Annotated in this window: 22 protein-coding genes; 17 read left to right on the top strand and 5 right to left on the bottom strand. The window is 70.4% G+C overall.

What is annotated here, in order from left to right; all coding sequences use genetic code 11:
- Positions 1 to 49 precede the first annotated feature (49 nt).
- A complete protein-coding gene (gene pdxR / locus F4560_RS25505; RefSeq protein WP_184923922.1) occupies positions 50 to 1,444 on the top strand; it encodes a MocR-like pyridoxine biosynthesis transcription factor PdxR in 1,395 nt (464 codons plus the stop codon).
- Between the two features lie 88 nt (positions 1,445 to 1,532).
- Positions 1,533 to 2,600: a D-alanine--D-alanine ligase family protein gene (locus F4560_RS25500; RefSeq protein ID WP_184923920.1), complete on the top strand. Its 1,068-nt coding sequence runs from the start codon at positions 1,533 to 1,535 to the stop codon at positions 2,598 to 2,600.
- Between the two features lie 13 nt (positions 2,601 to 2,613).
- Here F4560_RS25500 and F4560_RS25495 read toward each other — a convergent pair whose 3' ends face one another.
- Positions 2,614 to 3,192, bottom strand: coding sequence for a DUF3515 domain-containing protein (locus tag F4560_RS25495; RefSeq protein ID WP_184923918.1), 579 nt, complete (start codon positions 3,190 to 3,192; stop codon positions 2,614 to 2,616).
- Positions 3,193 to 3,212: 20 nt separating this feature from the next.
- Positions 3,213 to 3,446: an Lrp/AsnC family transcriptional regulator gene (locus tag F4560_RS25490; protein WP_015104517.1), complete on the bottom strand. Its 234-nt coding sequence runs from the start codon at positions 3,444 to 3,446 to the stop codon at positions 3,213 to 3,215.
- A gap of 97 nt (positions 3,447 to 3,543) precedes the next feature.
- Here F4560_RS25490 and F4560_RS25485 point away from each other — a divergent pair, with 97 nt between their 5' ends.
- The 5 genes from F4560_RS25485 (at position 3,544) to F4560_RS25465 (ending at position 6,828) form a co-directional block, all read left to right on the top strand.
- The gene (locus tag F4560_RS25485; RefSeq protein ID WP_184923916.1) at positions 3,544 to 4,509 is read left to right on the top strand and encodes a thiamine-phosphate kinase; all 966 of its coding nucleotides are present in this window, start codon (positions 3,544 to 3,546) and stop codon (positions 4,507 to 4,509) included.
- Between the two features lie 5 nt (positions 4,510 to 4,514).
- The gene (locus tag F4560_RS25480) at positions 4,515 to 4,994 is read left to right on the top strand and encodes a GNAT family N-acetyltransferase (protein ID WP_221483638.1); all 480 of its coding nucleotides are present in this window, start codon (positions 4,515 to 4,517) and stop codon (positions 4,992 to 4,994) included.
- A gap of 18 nt (positions 4,995 to 5,012) precedes the next feature.
- Positions 5,013 to 5,534, top strand: a complete 522-nt coding sequence (locus F4560_RS25475) for a gamma carbonic anhydrase family protein (RefSeq protein ID WP_184923912.1) — start codon at positions 5,013 to 5,015, stop codon at positions 5,532 to 5,534.
- Between the two features lie 14 nt (positions 5,535 to 5,548).
- Positions 5,549 to 6,223: a uracil-DNA glycosylase gene (locus tag F4560_RS25470; protein WP_184923910.1), complete on the top strand. Its 675-nt coding sequence runs from the start codon at positions 5,549 to 5,551 to the stop codon at positions 6,221 to 6,223.
- 128 nt (positions 6,224 to 6,351) lie between these two features.
- On the top strand, positions 6,352 to 6,828 hold the full coding sequence (locus tag F4560_RS25465) for a hypothetical protein (RefSeq protein ID WP_221483637.1): 477 nt from the start codon (positions 6,352 to 6,354) through the stop codon (positions 6,826 to 6,828).
- A 94-nt stretch (positions 6,829 to 6,922) separates the two neighbouring features.
- Here the strand turns inward: F4560_RS25465 and rpmB are convergent, their stop codons facing one another.
- Both rpmB and F4560_RS43755 read right to left on the bottom strand, forming a co-directional pair.
- A complete protein-coding gene (rpmB, locus tag F4560_RS25460; protein WP_033437952.1) occupies positions 6,923 to 7,114 on the bottom strand; it encodes a 50S ribosomal protein L28 in 192 nt (63 codons plus the stop codon).
- A 622-nt stretch (positions 7,115 to 7,736) separates the two neighbouring features.
- Positions 7,737 to 8,207: a hypothetical protein gene (locus tag F4560_RS43755; protein WP_221483636.1), complete on the bottom strand. Its 471-nt coding sequence runs from the start codon at positions 8,205 to 8,207 to the stop codon at positions 7,737 to 7,739.
- Between the two features lie 129 nt (positions 8,208 to 8,336).
- Here F4560_RS43755 and F4560_RS25450 point away from each other — a divergent pair, with 129 nt between their 5' ends.
- The 3 genes from F4560_RS25450 to F4560_RS25440 all read left to right on the top strand — a co-directional run bounded on the left by F4560_RS25450 (position 8,337) and on the right by F4560_RS25440 (position 13,098).
- Positions 8,337 to 9,956, top strand: coding sequence for a fatty acid kinase ATP-binding subunit FakA (locus F4560_RS25450; RefSeq protein WP_184923908.1), 1,620 nt, complete (start codon positions 8,337 to 8,339; stop codon positions 9,954 to 9,956).
- Between the two features lie 14 nt (positions 9,957 to 9,970).
- Positions 9,971 to 12,157, top strand: a complete 2,187-nt coding sequence (gene recG / locus F4560_RS25445; protein ID WP_184923906.1) for an ATP-dependent DNA helicase RecG — start codon at positions 9,971 to 9,973, stop codon at positions 12,155 to 12,157.
- Positions 12,158 to 12,288: 131 nt separating this feature from the next.
- Entirely contained in the window at positions 12,289 to 13,098 is an 810-nt protein-coding gene (locus F4560_RS25440; protein ID WP_184923904.1) for an SCO4651 family lipoprotein, read from the top strand.
- Between the two features lie 41 nt (positions 13,099 to 13,139).
- Here the strand turns inward: F4560_RS25440 and F4560_RS25435 are convergent, their stop codons facing one another.
- The gene (locus tag F4560_RS25435) at positions 13,140 to 14,411 is read right to left on the bottom strand and encodes a coiled-coil domain-containing protein (RefSeq protein WP_246477883.1); all 1,272 of its coding nucleotides are present in this window, start codon (positions 14,409 to 14,411) and stop codon (positions 13,140 to 13,142) included.
- A 369-nt stretch (positions 14,412 to 14,780) separates the two neighbouring features.
- On the opposite strand from F4560_RS25435, the gene F4560_RS25430 reads away from it, so the two are divergent.
- From F4560_RS25430 to F4560_RS25400, 7 genes are all read left to right on the top strand, one after another.
- A complete protein-coding gene (locus F4560_RS25430; RefSeq protein WP_184923902.1) occupies positions 14,781 to 18,158 on the top strand; it encodes a pyruvate carboxylase in 3,378 nt (1,125 codons plus the stop codon).
- Positions 18,159 to 18,424: 266 nt separating this feature from the next.
- Complete coding sequence (locus F4560_RS25425) at positions 18,425 to 19,504, top strand: MBL fold metallo-hydrolase (protein WP_184923900.1); 1,080 nt, start codon at positions 18,425 to 18,427, stop codon at positions 19,502 to 19,504.
- Positions 19,501 to 20,202 (top strand): SDR family NAD(P)-dependent oxidoreductase, encoded by a 702-nt coding sequence (locus tag F4560_RS25420; protein WP_376775342.1) that lies wholly within the window; start codon positions 19,501 to 19,503, stop codon positions 20,200 to 20,202. Before F4560_RS25425 ends, F4560_RS25420 begins: the two co-directional genes overlap by 4 nt.
- 12 nt (positions 20,203 to 20,214) lie before the next feature.
- On the top strand, positions 20,215 to 20,781 hold the full coding sequence (gene rsmD / locus F4560_RS25415; RefSeq protein ID WP_184923896.1) for a 16S rRNA (guanine(966)-N(2))-methyltransferase RsmD: 567 nt from the start codon (positions 20,215 to 20,217) through the stop codon (positions 20,779 to 20,781).
- Positions 20,782 to 20,835: 54 nt separating this feature from the next.
- On the top strand, positions 20,836 to 21,318 hold the full coding sequence (gene coaD, locus F4560_RS25410; protein ID WP_184923894.1) for a pantetheine-phosphate adenylyltransferase: 483 nt from the start codon (positions 20,836 to 20,838) through the stop codon (positions 21,316 to 21,318).
- Positions 21,319 to 21,383: 65 nt separating this feature from the next.
- Complete coding sequence (locus F4560_RS25405; RefSeq protein ID WP_184923892.1) at positions 21,384 to 21,803, top strand: guanyl-specific ribonuclease; 420 nt, start codon at positions 21,384 to 21,386, stop codon at positions 21,801 to 21,803.
- Between the two features lie 87 nt (positions 21,804 to 21,890).
- Positions 21,891 to 22,607, top strand: a complete 717-nt coding sequence (locus F4560_RS25400) for an SPFH domain-containing protein (protein ID WP_184923890.1) — start codon at positions 21,891 to 21,893, stop codon at positions 22,605 to 22,607.
- Positions 22,608 to 22,613 lie beyond the last annotated feature (6 nt).

Below are 22,613 nucleotides of genomic sequence, written 5' to 3'. Positions count from 1 at the left end.
AAAGTGGCACTCATCAAGCGCCAATTCTCGGCATTCTGAGGAGGCCACTTTGTCGGAGACGGCGTTGGCGGTGGTGTTGGACCGCACGTCGGCCGAACCGCTGGCCGTGCAGCTCGCGGACGCCCTGCGCGCGGCGGCGGCCGACGGACGGCTGCGCAGCGGTGACCGGCTGCCTTCGACGCGGGCGTTGGCCGAGCGGCTCGGCGTGAGCCGGACCGTGACGGCGGCGGCGTACGAGCAGTTGCACGCGGAGGGCTGGATCGCGGGACGGCACGGCTCCGGGACCTACGTGACGACGACGCCGCCGGGTGCGTTGAAGTCGCGGACCCGGCGTGCCGTGGCGCCGCCTGTCGTGGCCGACGTGGTGGACCTCGCTCCGGGCGCGCCTTGGGCGGAAGGGCTGGACCGGGCGGCGTGGCGGCGGGCCTGGCGTGCGGCGGCGGACGTCCAGCCGTTGTTCCGGCCGGCTCGCGGTGGGCTGCCGGAGTACCGGGCGGTGGTGGCGGAACACCTGTTGCGGCACCGGGGGTTGGCGGTGCGCGGCGGGCTGCGGGAGGAGCTGGTGCTGGCGACCGGGGGGACGACGGCGGCGTTGGTGGAGCTGGGGGCGGCGGTGCTGCGGCCCGGTGACGCGGTGGCGGTGGAGGAGCCGGGGTACCAGCGTGCGGTGTGGGCGTTCCGGGCCGCCGGCGTGCGGGTCGTGCAGGCGCCCGTGGACGCGGAAGGGCTGTTGGTGGAGGCCGTGCCGCCGGGCGTGCGCGGCGTGTACTGCTCGCCCGCGCACCAGTACCCGATGGGTGGGCGGATGTCGGCGGCGCGGCGGGTGGCGTTGGTGGAGCGGGCGCGGGCGGAGGGGTGGCTGGTCGTCGAGGACGACTACGACGGCGAGCTGCGGTACGACGTCGCGCCGTTGCCGTTGCTGGCGGCTTTGGCGCCGGACGTCGTGGTGCACCTGGGTACTACGAGCAAGATCCTCACGCCCACGTTGGGCGCGGGGTGGATGGTCGCGCCCGAATCGATCACCGCGGAAGTCCTGGCGTACCGCGATCGGACCGGCACCAGCCCGTCTGCGGCGGGTCAACGCGTCCTGGTGGAGTTGGCGCGCAACGGTGACCTGGGTCGTCACCTCCGCAAGCTCCGCCGTGAGCTGTCGGAACGCCGTGCGCTGCTTTCGGCTGCATTCGCCGAGGCGGGGATTCCCGTGCTGGGGGACGATGCCGGCGCGCACATCGTCGTGCCGCTGCCGTCGGCCCAGGCGGAACGTGACGCGCTCACCGAGGCCTACGACCGCGGGCTGCGCTTGGACGGCCTGGCCCGTCACCACGCCGGCCGGCCGAAGGTCCACGGCGCCGCGATCGGCTACAGCGCCTGCTCCCGTGACCAGCTGACCGCCGCGTTGCCCGACCTGATCCGCATCCTGTCCGCCGCCACCCGCCCGTCCTGAGCGTTGAATTCGGGGGTCCTGAACGTAGGACTCACGCGTTCTGAACGTAGGACTCACGCGGTTAGGCCATCCGGGTAGGGTCCGAGCCATGACACAGCGCAAGACCAAGGTCGCCGTGGTGTTCGGCGGGCGCAGCAGCGAGCACATGGTCTCCTGCCTGTCCGCCGGCAGTGTCCTGCCGCACCTGGACCGGGACCGGTTCGACGTCGTGCCGGTGGGCATCACCGAAGCGGGCTCGTGGGTGATCGGCGCCGACGACACCAAGGCGCTGGAGACGCGGGACCGGCAGCTGCCCACCGTCAACGCGCTGGTTCCCGTGTCCGGCAGCGAACTGGTGCCCGTCGCGCCGAACGACGTGCTGGCCGAGGTGGACGTGGTGTTCCCCGTCCTGCACGGCGCGTGGGGCGAGGACGGCACCATCCAGGGCCTGATGGAACTGGCGGACATCCCCTACGTGGGACCGGGTGTGCTCGCCAGCGCGGTCGCCATGGACAAGGAGTTCACCAAGCGCCTGCTCAAGGGCGTGGGCCTGCCCGTCGGCGAGTTCGTGGTGCTGCGGCGCGACCAGGAGACGTTGACCGAGGCCGACCGGGAACGGTTGGGGCTGCCCGTCTTCGTGAAGCCCTCGCGCGCCGGGTCGTCCGTCGGCATCTCCAAGGTCGTCGACTGGGCCCACCTCGAGAGCGCGATCACCCTGGCCCGCAAGACCGATCCGAAGGTGATCATCGAGGCCGCCGTCTCCGGCCGCGAGGTCGAGTGCGGCGTGCTGGAGTTCCCGGACGGCCGGGTCGAGGCGTCGCTGCCCGCCGAACTGCGCATCGTCGGCGGCGAGGTCGACTGGTACGACTTCGACGCCAAGTACCTGGACGACGTCTGCGAGTTCGACATCCCGGCGAAGCTGGACGAGCACGTGATCCGCGACCTGCGGGAGATGGCCGTCACCGCGTTCCGCGCGCTGGACTGCCAGGGCCTGGCCCGGGTCGACTTCTTCGTCACCGACTACGACGAGCTGGTCGTCAACGAGGTCAACACGATGCCCGGCTTCACGCCCATCTCGATGTACCCGCGGATGTGGGCCGAGACCGGCATCGACTACCCGACCCTGCTCACCACGCTGGTCGAGACCGCGATCGCCCGCGGCACCGGCCTGCGCTAGCCGTCTCGTACCGCTAACCCCTGGTGTCCACGGGGCCCTTGGCGAGCGTGTCTCGGATCGTGGTCGAGATGTCCTGCAAGGGTCCCGTGCCGGCGTCGGACGGCACGGTCAGCGCCACGTACACCGGCCGGTCCACCACGTACCACGTGGACGCCGAACCCTCGGACACCACAAGCCACGTCACGTCGGACACGGTCCGCAGCTCGGAGGTCGGGGTGAGCGCGTTGGGCCGGTCCAGACCGCACCGCAGCACGACGGGCTCGTGCTGCTTGTCGCCCCACGCCAACGCTCCGGCGGGAGCGGGCGACGCCAACTCGCGGCGCGGCAACGTGACCCCGTTCGACACCAGCTGCATCGGCAGGCCGCTCACCAACGCCTTGCACTCGTCCGACTCGGCCTTCGGAGCCGGCACGGGCACCAGCGCGACCGGCCCGGAGTGGTCGGCGGACGGATCGGCCGGCTCGTCCTTGCCGCTCGCGCCGAGGAAGAGGCCCACGGCCGCGACGCCCGCCGCGAGCAGCGCCGGCAGGCCGAGGGCCACGGCGAGCAGCGGTCGGGGGAGCAGCGAGGCGGGTTCCGGTTCCTGTGCCACCCGGTTATGACAACACGGGCCTACAAGTGCACGACAGGGCAGGTCAGGGTTCGCGTGATGCCCTCTACGTTCTGGATACGGGCGACCACGAGCTGTCCAAGCTGGTCGACGGTGTCGGCCTCGGCGCGGACGATGACGTCGTACGGTCCGGTGACGTCTTCCGCGGTGGCCACCCCGGGGATGCCGGAAATCTCAGCCGCCACGGCGGCTGCCTTTCCGACCTCGGTCTGGATGAGGATGTATGCGTGCACCACGGCGTGCCCCTTCGTCGCGACAGGTTAGGTCGGGGTAGGAACGTGGACAGCAACGTACCCCAGTTGGGGTTCCGAATGCTCAGAACGGGAGGCAACCGTGCGTCCGGAGCCGCCGCGGAACGCGGACACGGTCGCTGAGGTGGGTGAGTTCGGTCTCATCCGCCGGGTGACGGCAGGTCGGACGCAGCCGCCCACGACCCTGCTGGGGCCGGGTGACGACGCGGCCGTGGTCGCGGCGCCCGACGGCCGCGTGGTGGTGTCCACCGACGTGCTCGTCGAGGGTGTCCACTTCAGACTCGACTGGTCCTCACCTGAGCAAGTCGGGCGCAAGGCGGCGGCCGTGAACCTGGCCGACGTCGCCGCCATGGGCGCGATGCCAACGGCTTTGCTGATCGGCCTCGCGTGCCCGGCCGACACGCAGTCGTCCGTGATCGAGGGCATCACGGCCGGCCTGTGGCAGGAGGCGACGGTCGCGGGAGCCGGTGTGGTGGGCGGCGACATGGTGTCGTCCGCGACATTGGTGATCTCCGTTACCGCGCTCGGTGACATGGGCGGTCTGGAGCCCGTCACCCGATCCGGTGCGCAAGTGGGTGATGTCGTCGCGGTGTGCGGGAAGCTCGGCTGGGCGGCCGGTGGACTGGCCGTGCTCCAGCGCGGTTTCCGGTCGCCGGTCGCGGTCGTCGGCGCCCAGCGGAACCCCGAACCCCCCTACGCCGCCGGACCCCAGGCCGCGGCGGCGGGCGCGACGGCGATGATCGACGTGTCGGACGGCCTGCTGGCCGATCTCGGGCACATCGCGGACGAGTCGGGCATCGGCATCGACATCCGCACCGAACTGCTGGAAGTCCATCCGCGGCTGATCGACGTCGCGGCGGCGCTCGGCGCGGACGCCCGGCACTGGGCGTTGACCGGTGGCGAGGATCACGCGCTGGCGGCGACGTTCCCGGAGCCGGCCGCGGTACCCGAGGGATGGCGCACCATCGGCACGGTCCGGCACGGCAGCGGGGTCACCGTCGACGGCCGGGCGTACGAGAAACCCCCTGGTTGGGAGCACTGGCGGTAGGTAGCATGGCGAGTGTGGAACTATTCACGCTCGCGTATGACCATCCAGACTCGGTGAAGCTGATCGCCGACCTCCAGCAGGTCTACGTGACCCGCTACGGCGACGGGGACGTCACGCCGGTCGACCCGGCCGAGTTCGCCGCGCCCTTGGGGCACTTCGCGGTCGGGTACGTGGACGACGAGCCGGTGGCCTGCGGCGGGTGGCGCGCCCACGACGTGGCGACCGACTCGCTGCGCACCGGGGACGCCGAGATCAAGCGCATGTACGTGGCGGACGCCATGCGCGGGCGCGGGCTGGCACGGGTCGTGCTGGCCTCGCTGGAGACGGCGGCGCGGGCGGCCGGGCGCAAGCGGATGGTGCTGGAGACCGGGTTGCGGCAGCCCGAGGCGATCCGGCTGTACGAAACCAGTGGATACGCGCGCATCGACAACTTCGGCGTGTACCGGCATCATCCGGAAAGCCTTTGCTTCGCGAAGGAGATCTGAGCGCCGGAAGGGACCGCGATGGCGATCTACGCGTTGGGCGACTACGAGCCGGTGATCCACCCGGACGCCTACGTGCACCCCGACGCGACGGTGATCGGCGACGTGCGGATCGGCGCGCACGCGTCCGTGTGGCCGCAGGCCGTGCTGCGCGGTGACTACGGGCGCATCGAGGTCGGCGCGCGGACGTCGATCCAGGACGGCACCGTGTTGCACTGCACCGAAGTGCACCCGACGCTGATCGGCTCGGAGTGCGTCATCGGGCACAACGTGCACATCGAGGGCGCGACCATCGCGGACAAGTGCCTGATCGCCTCGGGCTCCGTGGTGCTCAACGGCGCCGTGGTGGAGACGGGCGCGATCGTCGGCGCGGGCGCGGTGGTGTCGTTCGAGGGGCACGTGCCGGCCCGGTCGATGGCGCTCGGCGTGCCCGCCCGCGTGCGTGAGGGATACGTCGTGCCGGACGGCGCCTGGCAGTTCGCGGTCGACAAGTACGTGGCCAACATCTTGCTGTACCGCAAGGAACTGCGCCGGCTCGACTGAGATAGATTTCCGCCGTGGCACGTCCGCTTGAGGAAATCATGGAAGCCGGCTGGGCCGCGGCACTCGCGCCCGTCGCCGGTCGAATCGCCGCGATGGGCGAGTTCCTGCGGGCGGAGGTAGCCGCCGGGCGGACCTACCTGCCCGCCGGGGACAACGTGCTGCGGGCGTTCCAGCAGCCGTTCCACGCCGTGCGCGTGCTGATCGTCGGCCAGGACCCGTACCCGACGCCGGGGCACGCGGTGGGCCTGAGCTTCTCGGTGTCGCCGGAGACGCGGCCGATCCCGAAGAGCCTGGTCAACATCTACACCGAGTACATGGCCGACCTGGGGCACCCGAAGCCGTCCAACGGCGACCTGACGCCGTGGACCGAGCAGGGCGTGCTGCTGCTGAACAGGGCGTTGACGGTGCAGCCGGGCAAGTCGAACTCGCACCGGAACAAGGGCTGGGAGCCGGTGACCGAGCAGGCGATCAAGGCGCTGGCCGAGCGGGACTCGCCGCTGGTCGCGATCCTGTGGGGCAGCCAGGCGCGTGCGCTCAAGCCGTTGCTGGGCGCGGACCGGTGTGTCGAGTCGGTCCACCCGAGCCCGTTGTCGGCGGCGGGCGGCTTCTTCGGCTCGCGGCCGTTCAGCAAGGCGAACGAGCTGCTCGTGGCGCAGGGCGCGGAGCCGGTGGACTGGAAGCTGTCGTAGCCCGTAGTGGCGGTTCCGTCACGGTCGGTGATGTTTGGCGGGCGCGCCGTCATTCCGGCCGGTAGTCCGCCGGTGCCACGGGATGACCGGTCTGTCCGACGGCGGTTCCCGCTGCCAGCGTCGAGGGCATGACACTCAAGAAAGCACTCGTCGCACTCCTCGTCGGTCTCTCGGCACTGGTGTTCGGCGGTTCGGCGCTCGCCGAGCCGACGACCAAGGACCCAGTGCCCGTAACCGGCGTGTGGTGTGACGGCGACACGTACAAGTGCACGGCGGCGTTGGAGTTCGGTGACGGCCGGTGGTTCGCCGACTGGAACGTCGACGTCTACCACGGCCGGGCGGAGACCCGGGACATGGTGCCGGTCACGCGCCTTCGGTGCGACGGCGACACCTACACCTGCACGGCGAACCTCCGCTTCGGCGACGGCCGGTGGGTCGCGCGCTGGAGCGTCGACGTCTACCACGACCGCGCGGCGGTGGAGCGCGACCCCGTGCCCGTAACCGGCATGTGGTGTGACGGCGACACCTACACGTGCACGGCGGCGTTGGACTTCGGTGACGGCGGGTGGGTCGCCGACTGGCATGCCGAGGTCTTCCACACATGATCGCGATGGTTCGGGCCGCGTGAACGCCCGGCAGACGACGAAAGGCCCCCGGGACGAATCCCGGGGGCCTTTCACCAAGCTCTCGGCGCGGGTCTCAGCCGCGCACCACCTTGCCCGCCTTCAGGCACGAGGTGCACACATTCAGCCGCTGCCGCGTCGAAGAGGACACCTTCGCGCGCACGGTCTGGATGTTCGGGTTCCACCGGCGGTTCGTCTTCCGGTGGGAGTGCGAGACAGAATGGCCGAAGCCCGGCCCCTTGCCACAGACGTCGCACACGGCAGCCACGTCAGCCACTCCTTAAGGTTCCTGATCGGTACTCACGCCCCGGCGGGCGCGCAAGCGTGCACAAGCCTCAGCCGGGCATGGCAACCCAGTCAGGGTAGCCGGTGGGCCGTTCTGCCTCAAAATCGGGTCAATTACCGGTTCCTGATCCAGTGCTCGGGAGTGGGTCTTGGACCCGCTGCTGGTCACTGCGCGCATCCTGAACGGTGGTGGATGTGCTGGGTCGCCGCGTTCTCGTCCCGTTCGGCGGCACGCTTCGGTGGGCGTGGTCCGTGGTGGGCGGGCGGTTTCCGTCACGCCTGCGGTCACCTGGTGCGGTCTGGGCGGTCCGATGCCCGCGACGATCGCTCCGGTCGTCGTGGGGCGGTGCCGTCCGTCGCCGGATCGGGTGGCCGAGGGCGCGTCGTCCGATCGCGACCGCAGCCGCGTCGTGACGGGTCATGGTGCGCTTGCCGGTGGTCAGCGGCTTGCGCCAGTGCTGGTCGCCCCACCTGCTGGTGTACGCGGGGTCGACGGCGACGATCGCCAGGCCGGCTTCCGCGGCCATGGCGGTCAGTCGGGCCTTGAGCTTGCCGGTGGGCATGCCGGAGATCAGTTGCCGGAACGGTTTGCGGCGGCCGTGTTTCTACCGGGTCTTCTCGGTGGAGAAGTCCAGGTCCTCGACCGCGATCGCGGTGACGTCGGTCTGCTCGGCCCAGTGCAGGAGGCGGGTGAGGGCGTGGCGGATCTGGGCGTCACGGTGATCCGCGGTACCGGACAGGTCGAAGGAGAACCGGTGCGGCCCGCCGACCGGGTTGCCGTGCCGATAGCAGGCGAGGTGATCGGCGTTGAAGTCCACGCCGACCACGCCCGCCGTGCGAGCTGCCGGCCACGGGACAGTCGGTGTGGGTGGGCGCTGCCAGGAGGCTGTGATGTACCAGCGGCCAAGGTCGCCGGAAGCCAACGACCCCAGATGCCGCCCCAGCAGGCGCAACAGCCTCTCGTCCTCGACCGTCAGCCCCCTGAGACGATCCCGGACCGACACACCCGACGGCCCGGCACGACATACGACGCCGCGATCGGCCGACTCAGCCTGACAGCCCCCCACATAGTCCACGGTATCGAACGTATGAACGAATCGCTTGCAGGGCGGCGAACGATCACTCGATCGGGCTGCAACGTCCTCAACAGCACTTGTGCTCACCACATCGACCTCGACGCCCGGCAGTTCCGTACCCTCGCCGCCATGCGGGCTCTCGATGCGGTCGCGGTGCGCAAGTGGGCGGACGCTTGTGTGCGGTCCCTGGACGCCAACCGGGAGGACCTGGACCGCATCAACGTGTTCCCCGTGCCGGACGGGGACACCGGGACGAACCTGCTCCAGACCATGCGGTCGGCGTTGGACGCGTTGTTGAGGACTCCGGTGGACACCGTGGGGGCTGCGTTGGCGGCCCTCGCACGTGGCGCGCTCGCCGGCGCGCGGGGTAACTCCGGGGTGATCCTGTCCCAGGTCCTGCGCGGGTTGGCGGAGGCGGCCCAGGGCGCTTCCACGGCGTCCGGCACGTCGTTGCGGCGGGCGCTCCTGCGGGCCGACGAACTGGCCACCGCGGCCGTCTCCGAGCCGGTGGCGGGCACCGTGCTCTCCGTGCTGCACGCGGCGGCGGAGGCGGCCCGGAACTGCGCGTCAGACGAGCTGGACGACGTTGTGACGGTGGCCGCGAAGGCCGGTGCGGAGGCGTTGGCGAACACGCCCCGGCAGTTGGCCGTGCTGGCACGTGCCGGTGTGGTCGACGCGGGCGGCCGGGGGTTGGTGGTGCTGCTGGACGCGTTGGCGGCGGTGATCACCGGGCGGGTGGTCGACGACCCTCCCTCGTACGACCTTCCTGGGCACGTCCCGGTGCCGCGCGACGCCCTCACCACCGCGCGTGAGGCCGGTTCGTCGGAGTTCGAGTACGAGGTCATGTACCTGCTGGACGACCGGCCGGACGGCTCGCCCGAGATCGAGCGGCTGAAGGGCGACTTGAAGCTGATCGGCGACTGCGTGGCCGTGGTCGGCGACGGCGGCGGGCTGTGGACCGTGCACGTGCACTGCAACGACATCGGCGCGGCCGTCGAGGCGGGTATCCGGGCCGGTCGGCCGCACCGGATCACGGTGGCCCGGTTCGCCGACCAGATCGCCGCTCAGGCGCCCCGCTTCGTGCGCGACCGGGCGATCGTGGCGCTGGTCGAGGGAGAAGGCGCGGCCGAGCTGTTCCGGTCCGAGGGCGCGGTGGTGTTCGAGCCCGGTGACGAGGTGACGGCGGCCGACCTGCTGGCCGTGGTGGTCAGCACGCGGGCCAGGCAGGTGACCGTGCTGCCCGGTGACCCGTCGTTGCGCGAACCGCTGGACGAGGCGGTCGCCCAGGCCGTCGCCGCGGGTCAGGACGTTGTGGTGGTGCCGACGTTCTCGCTGGTGCAGGCGTTGGCGGCGTTGGCGGTTCACTCGCCGTCCCGGCGGGCCGGTGACGACGCGGTCGCCATGGCCGAGGCCGCGGCGGCGACCAGGCGCGGCGAGGTCGCGGTGTCCGAGCGCGAGGCGATCACCTGGGTCGGCCGGTGCGAGCCCGGCGACCTGCTCGGCATGCTCGACGGCGAGGTCGTGCTCATCGAACCGGGCGCGGCGGACGTCGGCGGGCTGGCGTGCCGGCTGGTGGACCGGATGCTCGCCAGCGGCGGTGAACTGGTCACCGTGCTGTTGGGCCGGGCCGCCCCCGACGGCATCGAGCGGGTGTTGGAAGATCACCTCCGCGTCGCCCACCCGGAGGTGGAACTGGCCGCGTACCAGGGCGGACAGCGGGACGCGCTGCTGGTTGTCGGTGTCGAGTAGTTGAATGGGCCGGGATGACGACCTTCGACGACAAGCTGGTGTCGGTGCTCGGCAAGAAGAGCGCCGACGCGCTGGAGGCCGGCCTTGGCCTGACCACGGTCGGTGAGCTGCTGCGCCACTACCCGCGCCGGTACGACGAGCGCGGCAAGCTGACCGAGATCGCCGGGCTGGAGCAGGGCGAGCACGTGACCGTGCAGGCGCGTGTGAAGAGCGCGCGCCAGCGGCGGATGAAGTCGCGCAGCGGCGAGCTGCTGGAGGCCGTGATCACGGACGGCACCAGCGACCTGCACCTGGTGTTCTTCGGGCGCGGCTCGCGGAAGATCGAGCGGGAGCTGCTGCCGGGGCGCGAGGCGATGTTCGCGGGCAAGGTCGGCATGTTCAACGGCAAGCTCCAGCTCGCCCACCCCGACTACCAGGTGCTCGACGGCGAGGACGCGGCGGCGGCTGACTTCGCGGGCGCGTTCATCCCGGTCTACCCGGCGGCGCAGGGCATCCAGTCGTGGAACGTGTCCAACTGCGTGGAGCAGGTGCTCGCGCTGTGGGACGGAGTGAGCGAGGACCCGCTGCCGGAGTCGTTGCGCGCCGCCCGCGGGCTGATCCCGCTGGAGAAGGCGTTGCGGGACATCCACCGGCCGGACGGCTGGGCCGCGATCACGGTCGCGCAGCAGCGGTTGAAGTGGGACGAGGCGATGGCCGTGCAGCTGGCGCTGGCGCAGCGCCGCCGTTCGGCCACGGCCCGCCCCGCGCCCGCGTGCCCGCCCCGGGACGGTCTGGTGCGGGACGCGTTCGAAGCCCGGCTGCCGTTCGAGCTGACGGCGGGGCAGCGGGAGGTCGGCGAGCAGATCGTCCAGGACCTGTCCGGCGAGCACCCGATGAACCGGCTCCTGCAAGGGGAGGTGGGTTCGGGCAAGACGATCGTGGCGTTGCGGGCGATGTTGCAGGTCGTGGACGCCGGGCGGCAGGCGGCGATGCTCGCGCCCACGGAGGTGCTGGCGGCTCAGCACGCGCGGTCGTTGCGGGAGTTGTTGGGTGATCTCGGGCAGGCCGGTGAGCTGGGCGGGGCCGAGCACGCGACGCGGGTGACGCTGCTGACCGGGTCGATGGGCGCGCCGGCGCGGAAGCGGGCGATGCTGGAGATCGTGTCCGGTGAGGCCGGGATCGTGGTCGGCACGCACGCGTTGATCCAGGACAAGGTGGAGTTCGCCGACCTCGGGTTCGTCGTGGTGGACGAGCAGCACCGGTTCGGCGTCGAGCAGCGCGCCGCGTTGAGCGGACGTGCCGGCGGGTCTACGCCCCACGTGCTGGTCATGACGGCCACGCCGATCCCGCGCACGGTGGCGATGACGGTGTACGGCGACCTGGAGGTGTCCGCTCTGCGCGAGCTGCCGCAGGGCCGGTCACCGATCAGCACGTCGGTGGTGCCGGTGGCGGCGAAGCCGGGCTGGCTGGACCGGGCCTGGCAGCGGATCCACGAGGAAGTGCGCAAGGGGCACCAGGTGTACGTGGTGTGCCCGCGCATCGGGGACGGCGAGTCGGAGGACGACGCGGAAGCGCCGCCGAAGGAGGACACGGGCGCTGCAGACCGCCGGCCGCCGCTGGCCGTGGTGGACGTGGCGAACCGGCTGGCCGAAGGGCCGTTGCGGGGGTTGCGGATCGACATCCTGCACGGGCGGATGGCCCCCGAGGACAAGGACGCCGTGATGCGGGCGTTCGCGGCGAACGAGGTGCAGGTGCTGGTCGCCACGACGGTGGTGGAGGTCGGCGTGAACGTGCCGAACGCCACCGTGATGGTGATCATGGACGCGGACCGGTTCGGGGTCAGCCAGCTGCACCAGCTGCGTGGTCGGGTCGGCCGGGGTAGCGCGCCGGGGCTTTGCCTGCTCGTGACGGAGATGCCGGACGGCACGTCCACGATGGAGCGGCTGCGCGCGGTCGAGTCCACTTTGGACGGGTTCGAGCTGGCGCAGCTGGACCTGGAGTTGCGGCGTGAGGGGGACATCCTCGGTGCGGCGCAGTCCGGGCGGCGGTCGGGGTTGAAGATGCTGTCGCTGCTGCGGGACGAGGACGTGATCGCGGAGGCGCGGGTGGTGGCGCAGGAGGTCGTGGAGGCCGATCCGGAGCTGGCCGCGCATCCCGGGTTGGCCGGGTTGGTGGCGGGGATGTTGGACGACGAGCGGGCGGAGTACCTGGAGAAGGCCTAGGCGTACCTGGAGATGGGTTAGGCGACGCACCTGGAGAAGGCTTAGGCGACGCTTGGGCTGGTGGGGGCGACCGCCGTGCCTGGGTCGGTGGGGGCAACCGCTGTTCGAGGGCGGTGTGGGTAGCCTGAGTTGTGCGCCGTTTCCTGTTTGCCCTGGTCCCGCTGGCGCTGGTCGCCTGCACGGCCGGTCCGGCCAGTGAGCCGGCTCCCACCACGTCGTCGCCGCCCAAGGGTGACCTGGCGGTGCTGGCCGAGCGGATCGGGCAGCGGCGGGCCGAGCTGGCCACCGCGACGTTCCACACCGAGGGTTTCGCGTCCGACGGGCAGGCCACCGAAGTCCGGAACGTGGTGGACGGCGCGGTGCGGCAGGACGCCGACGGGCTGACCGGGTCGATGACGATGGACGTGTCGACCGGCGGCCAGCCGAAGAAGATCGCGCTGGTGGTCGTCCGTGACGGCACGTACGTGCAGGTCGAGGGCGCGCCGATGCCGGCAGGCAAGAAATGGGGCTTCTACCCGACGGCCGCGGGTGGCGAGGTGACCGCCTTGCTGCGGGGCTTCGGGCCCAGCGCCACGGTGGGCGCCGAGTTGGACTACGTGCAGCCGCGGGCCGCGTTGATCGTGGCCAAGGGGGCCGAGCAGCTGGACGGCGTGCCGGTGACCCGGTTCGACCTGGTGGTGGACCCGCTGAAGATGGCGAAGGTCATCGAGGACCAGGACACCCAGTTGCAGCACACGCAGCTGGCCGAGTACGGGGTGAAGATCTCCGCGTCGGTGTGGGTGGACGACACCAGCGCGCCGGTGCGGGCCGAGTACCGGTTCGAGTTGGACGGCAAGGTGGTCAAGCAGTCCGCCACGCGGTTCCGTGACTGGGGCAAGCCGGTGCAGATCACCGTGCCGGATCAGGGCGAGGTCGTGCCGGCGGATCAGCTGCCGCAGTAGGCGTTCCGGCAGTCGACGTTCCCGCAGTAGGCGTTCCGTGGCTACTTCGGGCGCTTGGTCGACTTCGGGATCGGCAGTTGGGTGGTCGTCTGCTCGGACCGGTTCGCGGGCTCGGGTTTGGGCTCGGTGGGCGAGGGCTCGCTGGTGTCGGCCTTGACGGTCTTCACGGTCGGCGGCTCGGTGTCGTCCGGCTCGGTGACCGCCGGTTCGGAGGTGTCCAAGGCCGACTCCTCATCGAGGGGACTGAGGGTGGCGACCGCCTGGGACACCGCTTCCTGGGCCGCGGCGAACTGCACGCTCAACGCCTGGTGCACGCGCCGCAGCTCGGCCAGCTTCGTGTCCGCCGCCGTCGTGCGACGGTCGGCGTGGGCGTCCGCCTCGGTGATCGTCCGCTCCGCCTTGGCGTTGGCCTCGGCCACCGCCTGCTCGGCCTTGGCCAGCGCCTCGGCCTCCAGCTCGGCGATCTGCCGCTCCGTCTCCGCGCGCAACTCCGAAGTCTCGGCGCGGGCGGCTTCGCGGAGCTTCACGGCCTCCGCCTTGGCCTCGACGACGTGCACCTCGTGCTCCTTGCGGAGCTTCGTGCGCAGCTCGTCGTACTCCTTGTCGAGGTCGTCGTGGTAGCCCTTGTACTTCTGCTCCAGCTCGACGCGCTTCGCCTCCAGCGCCGCCGCCTTCGCCTCGAAGTCGGCGGTCAGCCGCTCGCGGTCGGCGCGGACCTCGACCAGCAGCGTCTCGTGCTCGCCGTTCAGCTTGGTCCGCAGCTCGTCGTGCTCGGCGGTCAGCTTGGAACGCAACTCCTCGAGCGACTTCTCCAGCTCGTTGCGGCGCTCCTCGTGCAGGCGTTCCAGCTCCTTCGCCCGCTGCTGGTGGGACGCCTCAAGCTTCCGCCGCCGGTCTTCGAGGTCGCCCATCGCCCGCTGGTGCATCGCCTTGCCCTCGGCGGCCTCGCGCGCGGCCTCGGCGCGGGTGGCGTTCGCCTGGTCCAGAGCACCTTGGCGGATATCGGCGATTTCCTCTTCGGCCAACGTCATCATCACGCGGACGCGATCGGTGACGTTCGAGGCGCTGGTCGGGCTGGTGGCCAGCTTGCTCAGCTGCGACTTCACCTTGTCCAATTCGGCACGGGTGGTGCCGAGGAGCTTGCTCAGTTCCGCGACCTGGGCCGACGCCGCCTCCCGCGCCCGGTTCGAGTGCTTGAGGTCGAATTCGAGTCGCGTCACCCGCTCGTTCACCTGGCGCTGGTTGTACCCGCGCAGAACGACGTCGAAATGGGTGCGGGCAGCAGGCTGCCCAGTCCCTTCAGCCCCGGCCATGGGCCAACCCTACCGAGAAGTCGGGAGCCGTAGTCACCCGATGCGGCGAACGCACCGTAACGAGTCGGTCATCCAACGTGTGGGGTGAACGACGATCGGCGGTCCGTGAGGTACGGGCTGTCACTCCGCCCACCGTGTCGGGGGCTGCGCCGGTCGACCCGGCAAGGGAGAATCCACGGGCATGGTCCCCGGTCGCACCTGCTCTTGCCGGGAGAGTGACCGATCACGATGACGTCCGTCACGTGGGATGGAACTCCCGAGGGGCGGGAAGCGCACGGTAACGTGCCTTGATTCCTCGAGTCCTGCCACGACGGTGCCACTAAGGCCCTCTCGGGCAGGGCTCGCCGAGTAACCGGGAGGGAACGCCGCATGTTCCGCAAGGTTCTTGTCGCCAACCGCGGCGAGATCGCGATCCGGGCCTTTCGCGCCGCCTACGAACTGGGCGCCGGCACGGTTGCCGTCTTCCCCCACGAGGACCGCAATTCCCTGCACCGGCTGAAGGCCGACGAGTCGTACGAGATCGGTGAACCCGGCCATCCCGTCCGGGCCTACCTGTCCGTCACAGAGATCATCAAGGCGGCCCGGAAAGCGGGCGCCGACGCGGTCTACCCGGGTTACGGCTTCCTGTCGGAGAACCCCGAGCTGGCCAAGGCGTGCGCCGAAGCGGGCATCACGTTCGTCGGCCCGCCCTCGGACGTGCTCGAACTGACCGGCAACAAGGCCCGCGCCATCGCCGCGGCCCGTGAAGCCGGCCTCCCGGTGCTCAAGTCCAGCGAGCCGTCCAGCGACATCGAGGCCCTGCTCCAGGCCGCCGACGACATCACGTTCCCCGTGTTCGTCAAGGCGGTCGCGGGCGGCGGTGGTCGCGGTATGCGGCGCGTCGAGGAGCGCAGCGGGCTGCGCGAGGCCCTGGAAGCCGCGTCACGCGAGGCGGAGTCGGCGTTCGGCGACCCGACGGTGTTCCTCGAACAGGCCGTGATCGAGCCGCGGCACATCGAGGTGCAGATCCTCGCCGACGGCGAGGGCAACGTGATGCACCTGTTCGAGCGGGACTGCTCCGTGCAGCGCCGGCACCAGAAGGTCATCGAGATCGCGCCCGCGCCGAACCTCGCCCCGGAGCTGCGCGAGCGGATGTGCGCCGACGCGGTCAAGTTCGCCCGGCACATCGGCTACCGCAACGCCGGCACCGTCGAGTTCCTGCTCGACCCGCGCGGCAACTACGTCTTCATCGAGATGAACCCGCGCATCCAGGTCGAGCACACGGTCACCGAAGAGGTGACGGACGTGGACCTCGTGCAGTCGCAGATGCGCATCGCGGGCGGCGAGTCCCTGGACGACCTCGGCCTGAGCCAGGAGACCGTCCAGCTGCGCGGCGCGGCGCTCCAGTGCCGCATCACGACCGAAGACCCGGCGAACGGGTTCCGCCCGGACACCGGCATGATCAGCGCCTACCGCTCGCCCGGCGGCTCCGGCATCCGGCTCGACGGCGGCACCACCGGCGCGGGCACGGCGATCGGCGCGCACTTCGACTCGATGCTGGTCAAGCTCACGTGCCGCGGCCGGACGTTCTCCGCCGCGGTGGCCCGCGCCCGTCGCGCGGTGGCCGAGTTCCGCATCCGGGGCGTGTCCACGAACATCCCGTTCCTCCAGGCGGTGCTGGACGACGCGGACTTCTACGAGGGCCGCGTCACCACCTCGTTCATCGAGAAGCGCCCGCACCTGCTGACCGCACGGCACTCCGCCGACCGCGGCACGCGCATGCTCACCTACCTGGCCGACGTGACGGTGAACAAGCCCAACGGGCCGCGTCCGTCCGTCGTGGACCCGAAGGTCAAGCTGCCGGTGGTCGACCTGAACGCCGAGCCGCCGGCCGGGTCCAGGCAGAAGCTGGTCGAGCTGGGGCCGGAGGGCTTCGCCCGGTGGCTGCGGGAGAGCAAGGCGCTGGCCGTCACGGACACGACGTTCCGGGACGCGCACCAGTCGTTGCTGGCTACGCGGGTGCGGACGAAGGACCTGCTCGCCATCGCGCCGCACGTGGCTCGCATGGCGCCGCAGTTGCTGTCGCTGGAGGCCTGGGGCGGTGCGACGTACGACGTGGCGCTGCGGTTCCTCGCCGAGGACCCCTGGGAGCGGCTCGCGGCGTTGCGCGAGGCGGTACCCAACATCACTTTGCAGATGCTGCTGCGCGGCCGGAACACGGTGGGGTACACGCCGTACCCCGAGGCTGTGACCAGCGCTTTTGTTGAAGAGGCGACGAAGACCGGGATCGACATCTTCCGGATCTTCGACGCGCTCAACGACGTGGAGCAGATGCGTCCGGCGATCGAGGCCGTCCGGGAGACCGGGACGGCGGTGGCGGAGGTGTGCCTTTGCTACACGTCGGACCTGTCGAACCCGGATGAGCGGCTTTACACGCTCGACTACTACCTGAAGCTGGCCGAGCAGATCGTCGGCGCGGGTGCGCACGTGCTCGCGGTGAAGGACATGGCGGGTCTGCTCCGGCCTCCGGCGGCGGCGCGGTTGATCAGCGCGTTGCGCAAGGAGTTCGACCTGCCGGTGCACCTGCACACCCACGACACGGCGGGTGGGCAGCTGGCGACGTACCTGGCGGCCATCCAGTCCGGTGTGGACGCGGTGGACGGCGCGGTGGCGTCGATGGCGGGCACCACGTCGCAGCCGCCGTTGTCGGCGATCGTGGCGGCGACGGATTACACGGACCGGGCGACCGGGTTGGACCTGCGTGCGGTGTGCGACCTGGAGCCGTACTGGGAGTCGGTGCGGAAGGTGTACGCGCCGTTCGAGTCCGGGATCCCCGGGCCGACCGGGCGGGTGTACTCGCACGAGATCCCGGGTGGGCAGCTGTCGAACCTGCGCACGCAGGCGGTCGCGCTCGGGCTCGGGCAGAAGTTCGAGGAGATCGAGGCCATGTACGCGGCGGCCGACCGGATGCTCGGGCGGCTGGTGAAGGTGACGCCCTCGTCCAAGGTCGTGGGCGACCTGGCGCTGCACCTGGTTGGTGCGGGGGTCTCGCCGGTCGAGTTCGAGGCCGATCCCGGGCGGTTCGACATTCCGGCTTCGGTGATCGGGTTCCTGCACGGTGAGCTGGGCGACCCGCCCGGTGGGTGGCCGGAGCCGTTCCGGAGCAAGGCGTTGCAAGGGCGGGCTGCGCCCAAGGGCGTCGCGGAGTTGACGGACGAGGAACTGAAGGGGCTGGAGGACGACCGGCGGGGCACGTTGAACCGGCTGTTGTTCCCGGCGCCGACGAAGGAGTTCCAGGCGCATCGCGATGCGTACGGGGACACGAGCGTGCTGGGTAGCAAGGACTTCTTCTACGGGTTGAAGCCGGGGGAGGAGTACCAGGTCGACCTGGAGCCCGGGGTGCGGCTGCTGATCGGGTTGGAAGCGATCGGTGAGGCGGACGAGCGTGGCATCCGGACGGTGATGGCCACGTTGAACGGGCAGTTGCGGCCGATCCAGGTGCGGGACCGGTCGATCGCGGCCGAGGTGCCGGTGGCGGAGAAGGCGGACCGGACCAACCCGGGTCACGTCGCGGCGCCGTTCGCGGGGGTGGTTACGCCCAGCGTGGCTGAGGATGACGTGGTGGAGGTCGGTCAGACCATCGCGACGATCGAGGCCATGAAGATGGAGGCCGCTATTACCGCGCCTCGGGGTGGGCGGGTCAAGCGGTTGGCTGTTCGGGGTGTGGCGCAGGTTGAGGGTGGGGATCTGTTGGTGGTGTTGGAGTGATGGTCGGCTAGGGGAGAAGCAGAGGGTGGTCCGGTCCGGCCCGATTTGACATGGTGCCGTACGGGTGCCCCAGGCAGGCCAAAGCCGGGCAGGCATGGCGGGAAGTGCGTCCGCCATGCCTGCCCGGCTTCGTCCAGCCTGGGGCACCCGAACCCATGTCAAATCGGGCCTCGTGCGGTGGGTGTCGGTCTGCGGCTTCGGGCTCCGTGCGGTTGCTCACGTCGTGGTGGGGAACCCGTACCGCCTGATGTGGCGTTGGAGGCTTCATGAAGAAGGTCGCGGTCGGGTTGCTCGCTCTTGCTGCTGGGGCTGTCGCTTGGGCGGCGCGGGATGTGCCCTCGGCTTTGGGTGGGAAGCCTGGCGGTGATCGGGTGTTGCGGTCGCCTCGGTATCGGGATGGGAAGTTCCACAACGCCTCGCAGACCCGGACGATGCCGGATGGCGCGGCTGGGACGTTTCGGGAGTTGTTGTTCGGAGGGCAGCAGCGGCACCCGGTGGGGGAGGTGCCCTTGGTGCCTCCTGTCGTGGGGACACCGGATGGGCTGCACATCACCTGGTACGGGCACGCGTCGGCGTTGATCGAGATCGACGGTGCGCGCATCCTCGTCGATCCGGTGTGGAGTGACCGGTGTTCACCGTCCCCTGTGGTCGGTCCGCGTCGGCTGCACCCGGTGCCGCACCGGTTGGACGAGGTGGGGCAGGTCGACGCGGTGGTGATTTCTCATGATCACTACGACCACTTGGACCTGCCTACGGTGCGGGCGTTGACCCGGGACCAGGACGCGGTCTTCGTGGTTCCGCTGGGTATCGGGGCTCATCTGCGTCGGTGGAAGGTTCCCGAGCACCGGATCGTGGAGTTGGACTGGGACGAGTCGCACGAGGTGGCGGGGGTCACTCTGGTGGCCACGGCGGCGCAGCACTTCTCAGGGCGGGGCTTCAAGAGGGACAACACGCTGTGGGCGTCGTGGGTCGTGAAGGGGCCTCGGCACCGGGTGTACTACAGCGGCGACACGGGTTACTTCGACGGCTACAAGCGGATCGGTGAGGAGCATGGGCCGTTCGATGCCTCGCTGATCCAGATCGGCGCCTATGGGCCCGGGTGGCCGGACATCCACATGACGCCTGAGGAAGGCGTGGCGGCGCACCGGGACGTTCAGGGTGGTCTGCTGATCCCGGTGCACTGGGCCACTTTCAACTTGGCCTTCCACGACTGGTCCGAGCCGGTGGACCGGGTGTGGCGGGAGGCGAAGGCGAACGAAATCCCGCTTGCCGTGCCCCGGCCCGGTGAGAGGATCGACGTCGATCAACCCCCGGCGGTCGACGGATGGTGGCAGGCACTCGGATGAGCGGTATGAGGACGGCAGTGGTCACGGGTGGTGGGACCGGGATCGGTCGGGCCATCGCTGCGGAGCTGGTGGCGCGCGGGCTCGATGTGGTGATCACCGGGCGGCGTGAGGATGTTCTGAAGCAGGCCGCGGCTGAGATCGGGGCACGGGCCGTCGCGTTCGACGCGGCTGATCCGGCTGCGGTCGACGCGGCTCTGGAGCACCTGCCCGAGCGGGTGGACGTGCTGGTCAACAACGCCGGCGGTCTGGTCGACGGTGATGACCTCAAGCAGCAGTGGCTGGCGATGTACGAGGCGAACGTGGTCACCGCCGTGCTCGTCACCACGGCGCTCCAAGAGCGGTTGGCCGATCAGGGTCGGGTCGTGACGATCGGCTCCATCGCCGGTCGGCGTGGTGGTGGGAGTTACGGTGCGGCCAAGGCGGCGGTGGAGGCTTGGACGGCTGAGCTGGCGTTCAAGCTCGGTGGGCGTGGCATCACCGCGAACGTGGTCGCGCCCGGCTACGTCTCGGAGACCGAGTTCTTCGGTGGGGGTATGAGCGAGGAGCGGTACAGGACGCTTGTCGCGCAGACCGCCAACGGCCGGGCCGGGACGCCGGCCGATGTCGCGGCGACGGTGGCGTTCCTCTCTTCACCGGAGGCGGGGCACGTCACCGGGCAGGTTGTCGCGGTGAACGGCGGAGCGCACCTCGGACGATGAGACGATGACCGGGTGACCAGGATCGTCGCGGGCGCCGCGGGTGGCCGGAGACTTCAGGTGCCGCCGCGTGGCACCCGCCCTACTTCCGACCGCGTCCGGGAGGCGTTGTTCAGCTCGCTCGAAGCGTGGGTCGACCTGGACGGCGCCAGTGTGCTCGACCTCTACGCGGGGTCCGGGGCGCTTGGCTTCGAAGCACTCTCCCGGGGTGCGGCGCGGGCCACGTTCGTGGAGTCGGACAAGCGGGCTTCCGAAGTCTTGAAAGCGAACGTCCGGCTGGTCGCGTTGCCCGGCGCGACGGTCGTGAACCGGACCGCGGAGGCCGTCGTGGCCGCGGCGGCGGACTCCCCGTGCGATGTGATCTTCGCCGATCCGCCCTACGCGGTGACCGACGAGCAGCTCGACCGGGTCCTCCAAGGGCTGGTCACCAACGGTTGGACGAAACCGGGCTCGGTGATCATCGTGGAACGCGGTGCGCGGAGTCCCGAACCGAAGTGGCCAACTCCCGTGGAATCCTTGCGCAGCAAGCGATATGGCGACACGGCGCTGCATTGGGCGGAACACGTTGACGCCTCCGGGTGATGCGGACCACGCGCCTGAGTGGATGCGTCCGATCGGGTGCTACCGTCCGAAACCATGACGCGTGCCGTGTGCCCCGGCTCCTACGACCCGGCCACCAACGGACACCTGGACATCATCGGCAGAGCCGCGAAGCTCTACGACGAGGTCGTCGTCGCGGTGATGATCAACAAGACCAAGAAGACGCTCTTCTCGGTCGAGGAGCGCACCGAGATGCTGCGCGAGGTGACCGCGCAGTGGCCGAACGTGCGCGTCGACTCCTGGTACGGCCTGCTGGTCGACTACTGCCGTGAGAACGACATCCAGGCCATCGTGAAGGGCCTGCGCGCGGTCAGCGACTACGACTACGAGTTGCAGATGGCGCAGATGAACTACCAGCTCACCGGCGTGGAGACGCTGTTCATGCCGACCAACCCCATCTACAGCTTCCTGGCCAGCTCCCTGGTCAAGGACGTGGCCATGTACGGCGGCGACGTCACCAGCCTGGTGCCGCCGGCCATCAAGGACCGGCTCCTCGCCCGGCTCGCAGAGAGTCGCTGACCGGTCACACGCGGTTAACTCGGATCCCGCTCTCCTGTCACCCGGTGTGGTTACCGTTCACGATCATGAGCGAGATCACATCGCGCACCGTGAAGGTGCTGCTCTCCCTGCTGCTGGTCCTCGCGGGCGCGTCCGTCACGTCCGGCCCGGCGTTCGCGGTCGAGGTGGCGCAGGCCGCCTGCGGTGACACCTCGGCCTTCCGCAAGGTCGCCCTGTCCAGCCTGCCGACCCAGGCGACGGACACCGTCCGGCTCGTCCAGCGCGGCGGGCCTTACCCGTATTCGCAGGACAACCAGACGTTCTACAACCGCGAGGGCATCCTCCCGGCCTGCTACACCGGCTACTACAAGGAGTACACGGTGAAGACGCCGGGCATCTCCACGCGCGGCGCGCGGCGGATCGTGACCGGCAACGCGAGCCCGAAGCTGTACTTCTACACGCCGGACCACTACGCGACTTTCGTCGTGGTGGACATCACCCGGTAGTCGGACACGCCCTGCCGATCTCCCGGCGGCGACGAGATCGGCAGGGCACACTGGGACGGGTACTGCTGTGGGCGCGAGGAGTGAGACGTGTACCGGGTGTTCGAGGCCCTCGACGAGCTGGTCACGATCGTCGAGGAAGCGCGTGGCGTGCCGATGACCTCCGGGTGCGTCGTGCCGCGCGGTGACGTGCTCGAACTCCTCGACGACGTGCGCGACGCCATCCCGGCCGAGCTGGACGACGCCCAGGACGTCCTGGACCACCGCGACGAGCTGGTCGGCAAGGCGCAGCACGACGCGGACCAGGCCGTGAGCAAGGCCCGTTCCGACGCCGAGCGGATGGTCGCCGAGGCGCAGCACGAGGCCGAGCGGATGCTGTCCGAGGCGCGCGCGCGTGCCGAGCGGATGGTGGCCGAGGCCGAGGACCAGGCGCAGCGCACCGTCTCCGCGGGCCGACAGGAGTACGAGGACCTGGTGGGCCGGGCCCACGCCGAGGCGGACCGCATGGTCCAGGCCGGCCGGGCCAACTACGAGCGCGCGATCGAGGAGGGCCGGGCGGAGCAGGCGCGCCTGGTCGACCAGACCGAGGTCGTGCAGGCCGCGCACGTCGAGTCCATCCGCGTGCTGGAGGCCGCCCAGACGGAGGCCATCCGGCTGCGCGGCGAGTGCGACGCGTACGTGGACGGCAAGCTGGCCGACTTCGAGGACCTGCTCGCGCACACCCTGCGCAGCGTCGGGAAGGGCCGTTCGCACCTGCGAGGCCCGGCCGTGGCGAGCGCCGCCGCACCGTTCGACTACCGCGATTAGGACCAA

This window comes from Saccharothrix ecbatanensis, assembly GCF_014205015.1.
Taxonomy (GTDB): domain Bacteria; phylum Actinomycetota; class Actinomycetes; order Mycobacteriales; family Pseudonocardiaceae; genus Actinosynnema; species Actinosynnema ecbatanense.
Note: the sequence above shows the minus strand (reverse complement) of the source record. Positions and strands in the feature narration are given on the sequence as shown.